Origin of the sequence: Nitrincola alkalisediminis, assembly GCF_009821115.1 — a bacterium.
Taxonomy (GTDB): Bacteria; Pseudomonadota; Gammaproteobacteria; order Pseudomonadales; family Balneatricaceae; genus Nitrincola; species Nitrincola alkalisediminis.
In genome coordinates this window covers 200043-214540 of sequence record NZ_VYTY01000005.1, presented here as the reverse complement: position 1 = coordinate 214540, position 14498 = coordinate 200043, and the positions used below count along the sequence as shown (strand labels likewise).

General features: G+C 47.5%; 14 protein-coding genes. 3 read left to right on the top strand and 11 right to left on the bottom strand.

What is annotated here, in order from left to right:
* Positions 1-94: 94 nt before the first annotated feature.
* Positions 95-637 carry a gamma carbonic anhydrase family protein gene (locus F5971_RS10015; protein ID WP_193494883.1) on the top strand — a complete coding sequence of 181 codons (543 nt, stop codon included), beginning with the start codon at positions 95-97 and terminating at the stop codon, positions 635-637.
* 108 nt (positions 638-745) lie between these two features.
* Here the strand turns inward: F5971_RS10015 and F5971_RS10010 are convergent, their stop codons facing one another.
* The 11 genes from F5971_RS10010 to F5971_RS09960 all read right to left on the bottom strand — a co-directional run bounded on the left by F5971_RS10010 (position 746) and on the right by F5971_RS09960 (position 12868).
* Positions 746-2845 (bottom strand): ATP-binding protein, encoded by a 2100-nt coding sequence (locus F5971_RS10010; protein WP_193494882.1) that lies wholly within the window; start codon positions 2843-2845, stop codon positions 746-748.
* A 221-nt stretch (positions 2846-3066) separates the two neighbouring features.
* Positions 3067-3786 (bottom strand): LrgB family protein, encoded by a 720-nt coding sequence (locus F5971_RS10005; RefSeq protein WP_193494881.1) that lies wholly within the window; start codon positions 3784-3786, stop codon positions 3067-3069.
* The gene (locus tag F5971_RS10000) at positions 3780-4151 is read right to left on the bottom strand and encodes a CidA/LrgA family protein (protein WP_193494880.1); all 372 of its coding nucleotides are present in this window, start codon (positions 4149-4151) and stop codon (positions 3780-3782) included. The genes F5971_RS10005 and F5971_RS10000 overlap by 7 nt, the downstream gene beginning before the upstream one ends.
* A gap of 9 nt (positions 4152-4160) precedes the next feature.
* Complete coding sequence (locus F5971_RS09995) at positions 4161-6539, bottom strand: Lon protease family protein (protein WP_193494879.1); 2379 nt, start codon at positions 6537-6539, stop codon at positions 4161-4163.
* A 74-nt stretch (positions 6540-6613) separates the two neighbouring features.
* The gene (gene aroE / locus F5971_RS09990) at positions 6614-7456 is read right to left on the bottom strand and encodes a shikimate dehydrogenase (protein ID WP_193494878.1); all 843 of its coding nucleotides are present in this window, start codon (positions 7454-7456) and stop codon (positions 6614-6616) included.
* Positions 7449-8372: an oxygen-dependent coproporphyrinogen oxidase gene (gene hemF / locus F5971_RS09985; RefSeq protein ID WP_193494877.1), complete on the bottom strand. Its 924-nt coding sequence runs from the start codon at positions 8370-8372 to the stop codon at positions 7449-7451. Before hemF ends, aroE begins: the two co-directional genes overlap by 8 nt.
* A gap of 26 nt (positions 8373-8398) precedes the next feature.
* Positions 8399-8956, bottom strand: coding sequence for an L-threonylcarbamoyladenylate synthase type 1 TsaC (tsaC, locus tag F5971_RS09980; protein WP_036512713.1), 558 nt, complete (start codon positions 8954-8956; stop codon positions 8399-8401).
* Positions 8957-8976: 20 nt separating this feature from the next.
* On the bottom strand, positions 8977-10101 hold the full coding sequence (locus F5971_RS09975) for a 5-(carboxyamino)imidazole ribonucleotide synthase (protein WP_193494876.1): 1125 nt from the start codon (positions 10099-10101) through the stop codon (positions 8977-8979).
* Positions 10102-10122: 21 nt separating this feature from the next.
* On the bottom strand, positions 10123-10611 hold the full coding sequence (purE, locus tag F5971_RS09970; RefSeq protein WP_036512715.1) for a 5-(carboxyamino)imidazole ribonucleotide mutase: 489 nt from the start codon (positions 10609-10611) through the stop codon (positions 10123-10125).
* Positions 10612-10694: 83 nt separating this feature from the next.
* Positions 10695-11813 (bottom strand): DNA-processing protein DprA, encoded by a 1119-nt coding sequence (dprA, locus tag F5971_RS09965; RefSeq protein ID WP_193494875.1) that lies wholly within the window; start codon positions 11811-11813, stop codon positions 10695-10697.
* A gap of 23 nt (positions 11814-11836) precedes the next feature.
* Positions 11837-12868 carry a LysM peptidoglycan-binding domain-containing protein gene (locus tag F5971_RS09960; protein ID WP_036512718.1) on the bottom strand — a complete coding sequence of 344 codons (1032 nt, stop codon included), beginning with the start codon at positions 12866-12868 and terminating at the stop codon, positions 11837-11839.
* A gap of 162 nt (positions 12869-13030) precedes the next feature.
* Between F5971_RS09960 and def the strand changes: the two genes are divergently transcribed.
* Entirely contained in the window at positions 13031-13549 is a 519-nt protein-coding gene (gene def / locus F5971_RS09955) for a peptide deformylase (protein ID WP_036512721.1), read from the top strand.
* On the top strand, positions 13550-14497 hold the full coding sequence (fmt, locus tag F5971_RS09950; RefSeq protein ID WP_193494874.1) for a methionyl-tRNA formyltransferase: 948 nt from the start codon (positions 13550-13552) through the stop codon (positions 14495-14497). It begins immediately after the preceding gene.
* Position 14498: the final 1 nt, after the last annotated feature.

The window sequence follows — 14498 nt, the reverse complement described above, 5'->3', positions numbered from 1 at the left end:
GCTCCAATTCGATGATCGCAAGAAGTGCGCATACACGATTTACTATACAATGAGGCAGGCTTTCTCGCTTTTCAACTCATTAAGGGTTTTTATTATGTCTATACGTACCTATCAGGGTATTACGCCCAAGATTGGAAAAAAAGTTTTTATTGACGCAACCGCCGTGATCATTGGTGACGTATCGATTGGCGATGATTCATCCATTTGGCCATTAGTGGTGATTCGCGGCGATATGCATCATATAAAGATTGGCGCAAAAACCAGTATTCAAGATGGGTCTGTATTGCATATCACGCATGCGGGACCTTTTAATCCCGACGGTTATCCATTAATTATCGGGGATGAAGTGACCGTGGGGCATCAAGCCATGTTGCATGGCTGCACCCTTGGCAATCGTATCTTGGTTGGCATGGGCAGCATGGTCATGGACGGCGCGGTTGTAGAGGATGAGGTGGTGATTGGAGCGGGCAGTCTGGTGCCGCCTGGCAAACGACTCGAGTCCGGTTTTTTATACGTGGGTCGTCCGGTGAAGCAAATCCGAGCACTCAGCGATCAAGAAAAGGCCTTTTTTTCCTACAGTGCACAGAATTACTCGCGTCTAAAAGATACCTATCTAGACGAACAGGAGCCTCGTTGATCAGGTGCTGGTTGAAACACTAAACACCATGCAATCGGTAAGAAAGGCGACGCAAACACCGCCGTCAGCTCCATCCCTGAGGATGAAAACACACTGGCGGCAGACTACTCAGAAACGCGCTTGGATATTAAACGCTCCCTCTTGAGCTTCTGGTAACCAGCGTAGCAAGGTTTGAGCTAAGTCATTTGCATTTAAAGGTTTTGTTAAATAATCACTCATTCCAGCAGCTAAACACTGTTCTTTATCCTCAAGAAAAGCTCCCGCTGTTAAGGCGATAATCGGTACCGGATTGAATCCCATCTCAGCTTCCCAAGACCGGATCCCCTGAGTCGCACCAAGACCATCTAATACAGGCATCTGAACATCCATTAATACTGCATTAAAAGGTTGCGTTGCCGTCATAACTTTTTCAATCGCGATTTGCCCGTTATCCGCCACACTAATATCAAGTCCTAGCTTTTTAAGCAGTATAGTCGCAACCATTTGATTCGTTTTATTATCTTCAACGAGTAAAATTCGACCTTCCAACCGAATACCCGCAGGATTGATCCCTTTATGGCTCATGTTAGTCTTTAATGGTGCTTGCTCAGCTTGATCAGTTAGAAGCGTTTCTTCCAAAACTTCCAGTTTTACCCTAAACCAGAAACGAGATCCTTTATTTTCTTCACTTTGGATACCGACTTCTCCATCCATCAGTTGAGCCAAACTTTTTACAATCGATAACCCAAGACCCGTACCACCAAACTGACGCGTACTAGAGTCATCCACTTGACTAAAAGGCCGAAACAATAAATTTTGTTTTTCCTCAGGAATCCCCATACCCGTATCGGCCACTGAAAACTCAACGACCGCCCAATTGTTTTCTCGACTGATTTCAGTCGCTTCAATCATCACATCACCGCTAAGCGTAAATTTTATGGCGTTATTCGTTAAATTAGACAACATTTGCTGCAAACGATTTGCATCGCCTTGATAGCGACGATCAACGGGACCTTTCCAAGCCGTAGACATGTTGAGACCTTTTGCATTGGCGTTACTAATAAATAACGCATAGATGCTTTGCAGTAAGTCTTCTGGTGCTAATACGTTTTTATGGAGTGTTTGATTACCTGACTCTACTTTCGAAAGATCAAGAATATCATTTAACAACACAAGCAGTGACTGCCCCGAGTGCAAGATGGTTCGGGCATAGTGATTCACTTCCTCATTTGTTGCTGGTTTATCTAACAAGAGTTGCGCCATTCCCAAAACTCCATTCATTGGTGTTCTAAGCTCATGACTCATGGTTGCTAAAAAACGACTTTTCGCTTGATTTGCCGCTTCAGCAGCTTCCAAGGCATGACTTAATTCTGCCGTACGTTGCTCCACTATTTCTTCTAAATGTTCGCGATTTCGAGCCAACTCATTGGATCTATTTTCTACAAGTACCATCATTCGATCAAAGGCAGCTGCCGTTTTAGCGACCTCATCCTCACCAACGACAGCCACTCGTTTGGTATAGTCACCGCTTTGTTCTACCTGAATAATCGTGTTGAATAAACTTGTCAGTGGGTTGGTGATGGAATAGACCAGACGTGCGAGAAAGAAGCTAACAAAAATCAATAACAAGGTGATAACTACCGCCAATACAATCTTTACCTGAGCAATAATATCTCTTGCATCTGTTAATGTTTGGTTCATTAGATAGCGCTGCCACTCTTTTTGATCAGCAATATACTCAAGCATACGATTGCGAGCAGGCACAATTTCACGTGTTAAAAGTGCATAGGCATCGGCAGTTTGTCCCGCTTTCGCCAACTCAACGATTTGTTGAGAAAGCTGCCAAAACACCGTATCAGCTTCACGAATGCTAGAGATGATATCTCTTCCTACATCCGTTGATAAATTCGCTTCCGTTTCATTAATCAAGCTGATTAAAGTCTGACGATCGTCGGCCACACGAACCAGAGTCGCCGACAGTTCTTGCTCATCATCAACAGAAAGTATGGCATGACGAGCTTCTAGTGAAATTTTAACTAATAGCAACTCAGCCCGTGTCATCCTGTCTACTTGGGGTTCAAACATTTCGATAATTTGCTCAGCATGTGATTGGACTTTATTAAGTGCAAGCCAACTTAACGCAGCTACACCGATCAAGAAAAAACCCAATAATGCAAAACCGAAGAGAAGTCTGAAGCGAATGGACAAGTTTGCAAAATATTTTTTCATAAGACGCCCAATGACGAAAATGACATTAAGTCAAATGCTTGAGCTGAAAGCGTATTAACGGGTTCAAAGAAGGCAATACGATGTCAGCTTTTCAAATCATCTTAGCACCAAAACCTCAAAGACACGTATCATTCACTGCAACCTTAATTGAACTCGATTAACCTGTTCTTGACGTTGTCAAAAACCACGATGAACCAACACGCTTTCTAGTCTGACACGGGTTAAAACACCAAACGCCATGCAATCGGTAAGAAAAGCGCCGTGAACACCGCCGTGAGTCCCATCCCTAAGGATGAAAACGCGCCAGCAGTCGGGCTTAACTCGAAGGCTCTAACCGTCCCGATGGCATGGCCATTAATGCCCAACGCAAAGCCAATTACACGGTGATCCTGAATATTCAGAATTTTAACCAAAACGGACACCCAAAAGGTTGCCATCACACCTGTAATCAACAGTCCACCCATTAGAACCGGGATTGAGCCGCCCAATTGCTCCGTAATACTAATGGCAATCGGTGCGGTCACGGATTTAGGAGCAAGGGAGGCCATGACTTCGGGGGTCGCGCCCGCCAGCCATGCCAGCAGCACAGAATACACGGCCGCCAATATTGCAGCCGGGGGGAGGGTGAAGAGTATAGGCTTCCACAGGGCACGAATATGATGCATTTGCTGATACAAGGGTATCCCAAGTGCAACGGTCGCTGGCCCCAAGAGCAACACCAACCAAGCAGCGCCTTGCTGATAGACTTCATAGTTAACGGACAACAAGACAAGCGTTAACACGACGATCAGCGCCGCAATTAAAATGCCCGGACACCAACTGGGCCGTCCCATCCATTGAAACACTTGGTTACCTGCAAAAAAGGCCAACAAGGTCAGCGCGATAGCCGCTATCGGCGTTTCGAACAGATGATTGGGTAAGGCTAGTAGGCTGTCTAACATGACCTATCCTCATCCTTTGTAGGCTCTTTGGGGGTAAAGCGCGACATCAGAATCAAGGTCGTGAGCACACTCAGAAACGTGCCGACCACTAACGCCGCAACAAACGCCAACCATTGATCAGCGTAACGCCCCGCCACAAAGAACACACCCACAACCCCTGGCATAATGAGCATGGCCAACACAGCAATCAGAGGCTGACTGGCAAGCGCAACATCCTCTTGCATGCGCCCACGCAACATGAACCAAAGCGTAATCAGCAGCATACCCGCGACCCCAGCTGAAATTGGAAGATTCAGCAGGGTCACCAGTGCATCGCCCGACAACAAAAACAATAATAGAATCAAAAACCCTTTAATGACGTGCACGTGTCAATCTCATGCTTTTGCCTTGGCCACTTCTCTTAAGCGTTTAACCACTTCGGCGTTAATGCTGCGTTGGGAAAAACTACCATCTGCTTTGAGTTGGCCGGCTTTACGCCCCATGAGCAACTCTAAGCACTCATCCACATTGCTAACGGCATAAATAGCAAAGTCTCCGTCAGCGACCGCTTTGACGACCTCTTTTTTTAACATTAAGTTACGCACATTCGCTTTCGGAATAATGACAGACTGTTTGCCCGTCAGACCCCGCATTTGGCAAAGTTTAAAGAAGCCCTCAATTTTTTCATTCACGCCCCCTATGGCTTGTACCTCACCATATTGGTTTATTGAACCCGTTGTTGCAAAAGACTGTCGGATCGGAATGTCCGTGAGCGCGGAAATTAAGGTGCAAATTTCGGCCAGCGATGCACTGTCACCATCGATATAACCGTAGGATTGTTCCATAGCGATACTCGCCGACAGGCTAATCGGGAACTGCCGTGCGTATTTATGCCCTAAGTACCCAGATAGAATCAGAACGCCTTTCGAATGAATCGGCTGTCCTAACGTGACCTCGCGCTCAATATCGACAATACCCTTACTGCCAGGATGCACCGTCACGGTAATTCTAGCAGGTGTACCAAACGCGACATCCCCGACTTGCAGAACGGTCAGGCCATTCGCGCACCCCACACTTTCACCATCGGTATCTATCAAAACTGTACGATTTAAAATCCCTTCAAGGATTTTTTCCGAAAGTCGACCCGTGCGCTTTTCTTTTGCTTGGAGCGCGGCTTCAACATGTGGGGCATTAATGAGTTCGTCCCCTTTTTGCTTGCGTCGAAAATCGGCTTCACATAACAAGTCCACCAATTCACCTATGTGTGCTGACAGCATCTCCTGGTCTTCGGCTAAGCGAGAACTGTGCTCAACCAAGCGTGCAACGGCTTCACGTTTAAGCGGAGCTAAACCTTCCTCTGTTGCAAGCGTCTTCATTAAACGTGCGTAATTACGAATACTGGAAGGGGTACGGCGCACATCTTCGTCGAAATCCACCACTACGCGAAACATCTTTTCAAAATCGTGGTCAAGTTCTTGCAGCAAGTAATAGGTATCACGTCCGCCCACCAGCACCACCTTCACATTCAACTTGATGGGCTGAGGGTTCAGCGTAATGGTACTGACGCCCGTGTATTCATTGATCGGATTTTCAATGCGTATTTCATGTGATTTAAGCGCACGCTTCAACGCACTGTACACAAACGGCTGCTCGATCAACTTTTCGGCTTCTAAAAGCAGATAACCGCCATTTGCACGATGCAAGGCACCGGGGCGAATGAGTTGATAATTGGTCACCAGCGCGCCCATTTCACTGTTGTACTCAACACGTCCAAACAAGTTCTCGTAACTTGGATGTGCCTCATACACAACCGGAGCACCTTTGGTTTTATGGTTATCCACCATTAAGTTGATGCCATAGTTTTCCTGAAAAAAGTTAATACGCATTTGATCGGTGCGGGTTTCCAGTGTGCCCCCTTCACCAGCAATATCAGACGCATTTTTAATCAAATCGCGTTCAATGTGCGTCAAGTAATTCACAACATTCGCTTGATGCACATAGCGCTCTTTAAGGCCCGCAAACAAAGGGGCTAAGGAACGTTGCGCCGTTTCTCGATCCAGCGCTTTGATCTGACCTGCCGCCTCACGCCGCCATTTCGGCAGTTCGGTTAAGGCTTCATTGAGCTCTTCTTCGAGGAAATCGATGTTTCGCTGAAAGGCTTCACGCTCATCTTCTGGCAATTGCGAAAATCCAGCCTCATCCATCGCTTGGCCTTCCGAGACGGGTGTAAAGCCGATGCTGCCCGCATCTCGATACACAGCAATACTAAACTCACGTGCTTTGCGCTCAACCGAATCCACTGCTTGGTCATAACGTCGAGTAAAATCACGCTCAATTCGACTCTTACTGCGTTGGTAACCTGGGCTTTCAAATGCGGCGGGCAAGTCCGTTAAAATACTTTCGAGAAGCGTATCAACATCTTTACGCAACTGCGCCGCCTTTCCTGCGGGCAACTCTAATATAACAGGGTAACGGGAATCAGATAAATTATTGAGGTAGCACCAGTCACTCGGCTTGGAGTTTTCTTTTTTAGCGTAATTCTTAAGATTTTCAATCGCAAACGAAAAACGACCCGTATGAGGGTTGCCCATCACAAATAGATTATAACCGGGCCGACGCATGCTAACGCCAAACTCCATCGCCTCAATGGCACGCTCCTGACCAAAAAAACCACTAAAATTCTCAAGGGTTTCAGTGGTTCGGAAAGGAAGGTCTTGGTGATCGCAGACCTTGTACAACTGATCGACGCTTAATGCTTGCATTGTCTCTGACATTATCAATATCCAGTACTCAACCTTGTTTAGCAAGGTTATAGCTCGTATTAAGCGTTTGATTCAAGCCCTGTTTATTATTGATGACTTAAACTTTGTCGCAATAGCTCAATAACCGGAGCCGTATCAGGTTTAACGCCGCGCCAAATTGAGAAGGACTCTGCCGCTTGTTCAACCAACATGCCAAGTCCATCAAACACACGCTCAGCTCCTTGTGAGCGTGCCCAGCGACAGAAGGCCGTTTGCGTGTTGGAATACATCATGTCATAACAGAGTGTGTGAGCACTCACTACACCATCTGGAACAGGCGGTACATCACCCTGGATACTGGCAGAGGTTCCATTAATGACAATGTCTACGCGAGGGCTTGGAGATAACGCCGCAAACTCACATGCGTCAACGCTAACGCCAGATTGTGCCAGTTCACTGAAGATGTCAGCCAGCTGTTTTGCTTTGGCAAAGGTTCGGTTCGCGATCACGATGGATGCACAACCGCTGTCCAACAAAGGTTTGATCACACCTCTAACAGCTCCACCCGCACCCAACACGACTAGGTGACGTCCTTTTAACGTTGCACCACAGTTATTTAATAAATCGTTTACCAAGCCTACGCCATCGGTATTGTCGGCATGCAGAAGGTTGTCCTGCATCCAAAGGGTATTGGCGGCACCGGCCAATTGCGCTGCCTCACTTAAGCGCTCAGCCATTTTCCAAGCCATTTCTTTGAACGGCAGTGTTACGTTCGTGCCTTTTCCACCTTCTGCAAAAAAGTGCTGAATGTCCTGTTCAAACCTATCCACATCCGACAGATGAGCCGAATACTCCAAACGTTGCTGCAACTGCTCAGCAAACAAGCGATGGATGGTCGGTGATTTACTATGGGAAATAGGGTTACCAAAGACGGCGTACTGATCAATCATTCTCTGTTTCCTCTGCCCAGTTTCGTGGCACTAAATACCGCTCATACAGGTTCGCCTCGGCGGTATCGTGCGCGGGTTTCCAGTCATAGCTCCAGCGGACCTCAGGTGGCAATGACATCAGGATCGATTCTGTTCGGCCACCGGACTGCAAACCAAACAGTGTGCCCCGATCATACACCAGATTAAATTCGACATAGCGCCCACGACGATGCAGTTGAAAGTCTCGTTCAACGTCGGAGTAGGGAAGGTGATGACGCTTTTTGACGATTGGCACATAGGCCTCAAGGTACGCATCACCGATGGCAGACATTAAAGCAAAACTGGTCTCAAAATCTGGCTCATTCAAGTCATCAAAAAAGAGTCCGCCGACACCGCGAGGCTCCCCTCTGTGTCGAAGGTAGAAATACTCATCGCACCAAGTCTTAAATTTTGGATAAATATCCGTACCAAAAGGATCGCACGCGGCTTTCGCCGTTTTATGCCAATGAATGCAGTCTTCATCAAAGCCATAATAAGGCGTGAGATCAAATCCGCCGCCAAACCACCAAACAGGCGCTTCACCGTCTTTCTCCGCAATAAAAAAGCGGACATTGGCATGTGAGGTGGGTACAAATGGGTTACGTGGATGAATGACTAAAGAAACACCCATCGCTTGAAAATTCCGTCCCGCCAACTCGGGCCGATGCGCTGTTGCTGAGGCGGGCAGCTTGTCACCAAACACATGAGAAAAATTCACGCCGCCTTTTTCAATAATCTGCCCATTTGCCTGTACGCGTGTCCGTCCACCACCACCCGCTTCACGGTTCCATTGGTCCTCAACGAATTTAACACCATCTAATATCTCGAGCTCTCGACAAATACGATCCTGAAGCGATAACAGATAGTCTTTTACACGTGCGATATCGGGCTGAGACACAAACATCCTCCGTAGTAAGTATTCACTTACATTCTAATAACTTTAAAATCTAGAATTGAACGTATGGTACTTGGCTTGTCTGCTCCGCCCGTTGCACCATTCAATATATAATCGACATTAGAGCCGAAGTAAGTCATTACTTTCATCTTATTTCTTGCTGGAAGAGCCGTTGACCGATTTGCAGAGGTTGAGACTACAGGCCCTCCCCAACGCTCACACAGCGACCTCACAAGTGAGTGATTGCTCACTCTCACAGCAACTGATGTATGTTGTCCTTTAATCCAGCGTGGAATACAATTTTTTGGATCAGGCAACAACCATGTATTCGGGCCAGGCCAGGTTGCATCCAATTCAGCACGCTGTGCCGATGATAGCCCATCCAACAAGGGTTGAATTTGCTCAATAGACGATGCAACCAGAATCAATCCTTTATGTTCAGGTCGGTGTTTAATCGCCAACAGGCGCTGTACAGCGGCCTCATTGTAAGGGTCACACCCTAACCCCCAAACAGCTTCCGTCGGGTAGGCGATAATCCCCCCTTGATGCATCACTTCACAGGCTTTTTGAATCTGCCAAGGCTTCATAATGACTCACCCTAATGCAATTAAAAACTGAATTCAGGAGCGGGCGCATCGGGCAATAACTGCGCGACCTGATCAACTTTGCGTTTTAAGTCATCAATACTATCGGCAACGAGATTGATATGTCCGAGTTTGCGACCCGCGCGCTCACTTTTACCATAGAGATGCAGATGGCTATCCTCTATTTTGAGGATATCATCGTAGTTACCATTTTTACCGATGATGTTAATCATACAGGTCAGCGCTTTTGCATGTGTCGAGCCCAAAGGCAAACCTTGAACTGCGCGCAAATGGTTTTCAAACTGGCTGGTCATCGATCCATTTTGAGTCCAGTGGCCAGAATTATGGACACGCGGAGCCATTTCGTTGGCAAGCAAGCGACCATCCGCCTGTTGGAACAGCTCCAGAGTTAAAACGCCTACATACTCCAGCTCATCAAGCAATGCATGAATGTAGTCCTCGGCCTGCGCTTGAGCCTCTTGGCTGAAATTGGGAACTGGCGCCAAGGAATAGCGTAAAATACCTTCAACATGATGATTTTCAGCAACAGGATAAAACACAACATCACCGGACTGACCTCGTACGGCAATAATTGATACTTCCCGAACAAAATCGACAAAGGCTTCAACGATTAAACGAGGGTGGCCAATACGCTGCCAAGCTGCAGTAGCCTCGCCAGGCCCCCTTAAGACCGCTTGTCCCTTGCCGTCATATCCCTCTGTGATTGACTTGGCAACAACAGCCTGCGCACCTGCGGCCATCAACTCTTGGCAGGCTTGCGCCAGCTCATCGGCTGAGTTAACCAGACGATAGTCAGCGACGGGAATACGCAATTGATCAAAGAGAGCCTTCTCGGCTTCTCTATTTTGGCAAACCTGCAAGGCCTTAACACTGGGAAACAAAGGCTTTTGCTCGGCAATGACTTTTACCAATGGTAAGGGCAGATGTTCAAACTCGTAGGTGACACAATCCACCTGTGCCAAAAAATCGGCTAGGGCGCTGTCAGCTTCACTATGGGTAAACAAACATCCTATATCAGCACTTGCATTTGAACTGGTATCCAAAAAGGAAAAACGACTCCCTAACGGATAACCTGCTAGCGCCAACATTTGGCCCAATTGACCTGCACCAAGAATACCGATTTTCATGTAAAACTCTCTCTTTACCGCTTAACCACGAGGGTCGGGATTGTCTATAACCGTTTGTGTTTGCTGTTGACGAAATGCAACGAGTGCTGCTTTAACTGCGGGATCGTGTAATGCCACAATTTGAGCAGCCATAATGCCTGCATTGGTCGCACCTGCTTTTCCAATCGCTAAAGTGCCGACAGGAATCCCGCCGGGCATTTGAACGATGGATAATAATGAATCCATGCCACTTAGGGCCTTCGATTCAACAGGCACACCTAAAACGGGCAAGGCCGTTTGTGATGCCACCATGCCGGGTAAATGCGCTGCACCACCGGCACCAGCAATAATCACTTGCAGACCGCGCGCATCAGCAGACTTAGCATATTCAAATAGTAAATCGGGTGTTCTGTGAGCAGACACAACTCGTGTTTCATACGCAACACCTAACTGGTCCAACATCGCAACGGCATGCTCCATTGTTGGCCAATCAGACTTGGATCCCATTATTACGCCCACTTTTGGTTGCATTGTTTTCGTCCTGTTAATAAGTTCTCAATCTGTAAAACAAGCCAAGCAGGATACCGCTAAAAGCCGTTCGGGAAAAGTCAAACCTAGGTAATTCCTGCCGAATCCGTTTGAATCAAATAGACGCCATCTTGTGTCACAAGACCCGCTAAAACCAATTCCATTATGACATTTTGCAGAGCCGAATACTGCATATTCGTTTTCTGCATCAAATCGTCAAACGTCATTTGATCGTAGGACAGTGTGTGTAGGACTGGCGCCCATTCGGGTTTGATGGAGATAGATACTCTAGGCTTTTCAGTGCTCTGGCTTTCACTTAAATAGCCCAACAATGCCCCCAAATGCTCAGTGATATGCTGTGTGGAATCCACCAAAGTGGCCCCTTGGCGGATTAACTCATGGCAACCTTTACTCATCGGATTGCTGATAGGTCCAGGAAGGGCGAATACCTCACGACCTTGCTCCATGGCCAAGCGTGCCGTAATCAGAGATCCACTGCGCGTTGCCGCTTCCACAACGAGTGTTCCAACGCTTAACCCACTAATAATTCGATTACGGCGAGGAAAGTGGGCACTCAATGGGGCAGATCCCGGCATCAACTCGGAGACTAAACACCCGCCGTTGTCTAGAATCTCACTCGCGAGGTTCGCATTGCTTTTAGGATACATTAACTCAGGACTCGTCCCCATCACCGCTAATGTAATGCCACCTGAGGACAAACACCCTTTATGTGCTTGAGTATCAATGCCCAAGGCTAAGCCACTGGTTATCGCAAAACCTGACTTCGCCAGTTCAGCGGCAAAATGATAGGCAAGACGTGCACCAGACTGACTTGGTTTGCGGCTACCAACCACCGCTAGCTGGGGTAAATACAGTGACGGTTTACGTCCTTTAAACCAGAGTACAGGGGGAGGATCAGGAAGGTTTTTGAGCAGAGGAGGATAATCTTCAGCACCAAGACAGACACATTCAATCTGATGTTGGTCCGCTTGGTCCTGTATGTGTTGCGCTTGATCTAACCAAAAACTTGCCGGCTTCTGGCGCAAGGCCATGGCCGTATCTGGACGTAATCGAATACCTTCCGGTAGATTTCCGTCTAAAAGATCACGTAAATTGACATCGAATTCTACAAGTCGCGAAAGCGTACCGGGGCCAAGCCCAGGTACGAGGAGTAACGCGATCCATTCCCTTGGATCTATCTTCATAATTCCCTCTGAGGGTTAAGCGTTTAAGGACGTGTTATTTCATCACCAATCGATATCGCATTCGTTGCGCGCATCACCAAGCCATAGCTTACTTTGTCGTATACTTTAAAAATCATCATAATACCGGCGCGCTCAGACGGTAACTGAATCACTTCATTGGTCACTGGGTCATTGAGCACTTCACCCTTACGGCGAATACTAAAGACATGGCCTGACTCTAAACCATCACGCTCACCTAAGTTCACAACAACAGCATCAAACTGGCCAATATACCCCACTCCTTGAAGCACATCGATGATCAAACCATCTGTATCAAAAGGTGCTGGTTTAGGGTAAAACACAGATTGAACGCGGGTGGTCTCGGATGGAAGCAAACGGTAACCCGCGCGAACCTCTTCAGTCGTGCCTAATAAGCGCAGCGTGGTAATGTCATTCTCAGTTCCGGTGATCCGTGCATCTGCAACCTTGAACAGTTCGTAACCTAAAAACTCACCCGTAACTGGATCGATATACTCCGTGGATGGGCGATATAGAATCTGCTGCGCATCCTCACTCAACAGCTCACCGCGAATATAGACACGATCCCCTGCACCCGAAACCAAGCGACGATTGTCACCCGCTACAACATAGGGTGCGTTCGATAAAACATCATCATCTGCCACACGGTTATCATTAAGGAAGCTGACAATATCCTTTAAAGGAATGGCTGGCACCGCCTGATCTAAGGCCGTTTCACGAATTTGGGGGGAGAGTTTACGCACGCCGGGGGTGAGTCCTAACCTTGGACGACCATCAACCCACGTCAGATACACGGTATCACCTGGATAGATTAAGTGCGGATTTTGTATTTGAGGATTCACCCCCCAAATTTCAGGCCACTGCCAAGGTTGGTCCAAAAATCGACCCGATATTCCCCATAGTGTGTCGCCTCTCACTACGGTGTATTCGGTTGGGTGTCCCTCTCTCAGCTGAAGTGGTGCTTCGTTGCGTTGAGCCTGTGCATTACCGGTTAGAATACAGGCAGCTGCCAGTAATCCTATTAGCAGTTGTTTCATTTGCAGTTCCCTATGATGAGACACCTTCGAACACCTTTTCTATCTGTGACGCAGGCATCATAACAATGCATTCAATTGAGTATTCAGTATAATATGACTTATACGCATTGGCGTCACCTATCTGACGACATTATATAGACACTTTATGAAAGTTTGAGACCTATGGCTATATTAACAATTCTTGAATTTCCTGACCCTCGGCTCCGGACAATTGCAACCCCTGTCGAGCAGGTTGACGATTCCGTTCGTCAGATTATAGACGATATGTTCGAAACCATGTACGACGCTCCCGGTATCGGCTTAGCGGCGTCACAAGTCAACATCCATAAACAGATTGTAGTGATTGATATTTCGGAAGACAAATCTGAACCCTTGGTGCTCATTAATCCGAGTTTTAAGGTGGTTGACCCCGAGCTTGAAGAGATGCAAGAGGGTTGCTTGTCCGTGCCTGGCTTTTATGAAACGGTCAAACGCCCAAATAAAATTGAAGTCACGTCATTGGATCGCGAGGGTAACCCACAAAACTTCATTGCTGAAGATCTGTTGGCGGTTTGTATTCAGCACGAGCTAGACCACTTGAACGGAAAACTGTTTGTTGATTATTTATCGACCCTGAAGCGCAATCGAATTCGCTCCAAGCTTGAAAAAAAACATAAGTTAGAACAAATGGATAATGCCTGAATGACAGCTCCCTTGCGTATTATTTTTGCAGGCACGCCGGAGTTTGCCGCCACGAGCCTCGCCAGCTTGCTCAAGACCTCGCATGACATTGTTGCAGTCTATACTCAACCGGATCGTCCGGCAGGCCGAGGTCGAAAGTTAACCGCAAGCCCTGTTAAACAATTGGCACTTGAGCATAACCTGCCAGTGATTCAGCCTCTTTCTTTAAAAACCGAAAGTGCTCAAGCTGAGTTGGCGGACTTTAATGCCGATCTGATGATTGTCGTAGCCTACGGTCTTATTCTTCCCAAAATCGTGTTAGACACCCCTCGGTTTGGTTGCATCAATGTGCATGCATCCCTACTGCCCAGATGGCGTGGTGCCGCACCTATTCACCGCGCCTTATTGGCTGGGGATCAGGAAACCGGCATTACCATCATGCAGATGGATGTCGGCCTGGATACTGGCAACATGCTGTGCAAATCAACAACGCCCATCTATGACACAGACACCAGTCAGTCGTTACATGACCGTTTAGCGGCGCTCGGCGCTGAGACCTTACTCCAGTCATTAGATCAGCTGGCCGAAGGCTCATGGATAGGCGAAGTTCAAGATGAAGCGCTCGCCTGTTACGCCGAAAAACTGCAAAAAGAAGAGGGGCGTTTAGACTGGACACAATCGGCTGTGCACTTGGCGCGTCACGTTCGAGGTCTAAATCCTTGGCCCGTGGCCTGGTGTCAGCTCGACGACCAGATCCTTCGTGTATGGGATGCTCAGGCGATTGATACCTATGCACCCCATGCTGAACCGGGCACGCTAGTGGCAATAACAAAAGAACAGTTAATCATTGCAGCAGGTGAGGGCGCGCTTGCGCTTAACACCATCCAACTACCCGGACACAAAGCGCAACCCGTATCCGCTTTATTAAACGGTAAACATCCTTTCTTACTTCAGCAGAGATTTTATTAAT

Coding starts and splice junctions, on each gene's coding strand:
- F5971_RS09995 (WP_193494879.1), bottom strand. CDS start 6,539: ATGTCAGAGACAATGCAAGCATTAAGCGTCGATCAGTTGTACAAGGTC.
- purE (WP_036512715.1), bottom strand. CDS start 10,611: ATGCAACCAAAAGTGGGCGTAATAATGGGATCCAAGTCTGATTGGCCA.
- tsaC (WP_036512713.1), bottom strand. CDS start 8,956: ATGAAGCCTTGGCAGATTCAAAAAGCCTGTGAAGTGATGCATCAAGGG.
- F5971_RS10010 (WP_193494882.1), bottom strand. CDS start 2,845: ATGAAAAAATATTTTGCAAACTTGTCCATTCGCTTCAGACTTCTCTTC.
- F5971_RS09960 (WP_036512718.1), bottom strand. CDS start 12,868: ATGAAACAACTGCTAATAGGATTACTGGCAGCTGCCTGTATTCTAACC.
- aroE (WP_193494878.1), bottom strand. CDS start 7,456: ATGATTGATCAGTACGCCGTCTTTGGTAACCCTATTTCCCATAGTAAA.
- def (WP_036512721.1), top strand. CDS start 13,031: ATGGCTATATTAACAATTCTTGAATTTCCTGACCCTCGGCTCCGGACA.
- F5971_RS09975 (WP_193494876.1), bottom strand. CDS start 10,101: ATGAAAATCGGTATTCTTGGTGCAGGTCAATTGGGCCAAATGTTGGCG.
- F5971_RS10015 (WP_193494883.1), top strand. CDS start 95: ATGTCTATACGTACCTATCAGGGTATTACGCCCAAGATTGGAAAAAAA.
- F5971_RS10005 (WP_193494881.1), bottom strand. CDS start 3,786: ATGTTAGACAGCCTACTAGCCTTACCCAATCATCTGTTCGAAACGCCG.
- dprA (WP_193494875.1), bottom strand. CDS start 11,813: ATGAAGATAGATCCAAGGGAATGGATCGCGTTACTCCTCGTACCTGGG.
- fmt (WP_193494874.1), top strand. CDS start 13,550: ATGACAGCTCCCTTGCGTATTATTTTTGCAGGCACGCCGGAGTTTGCC.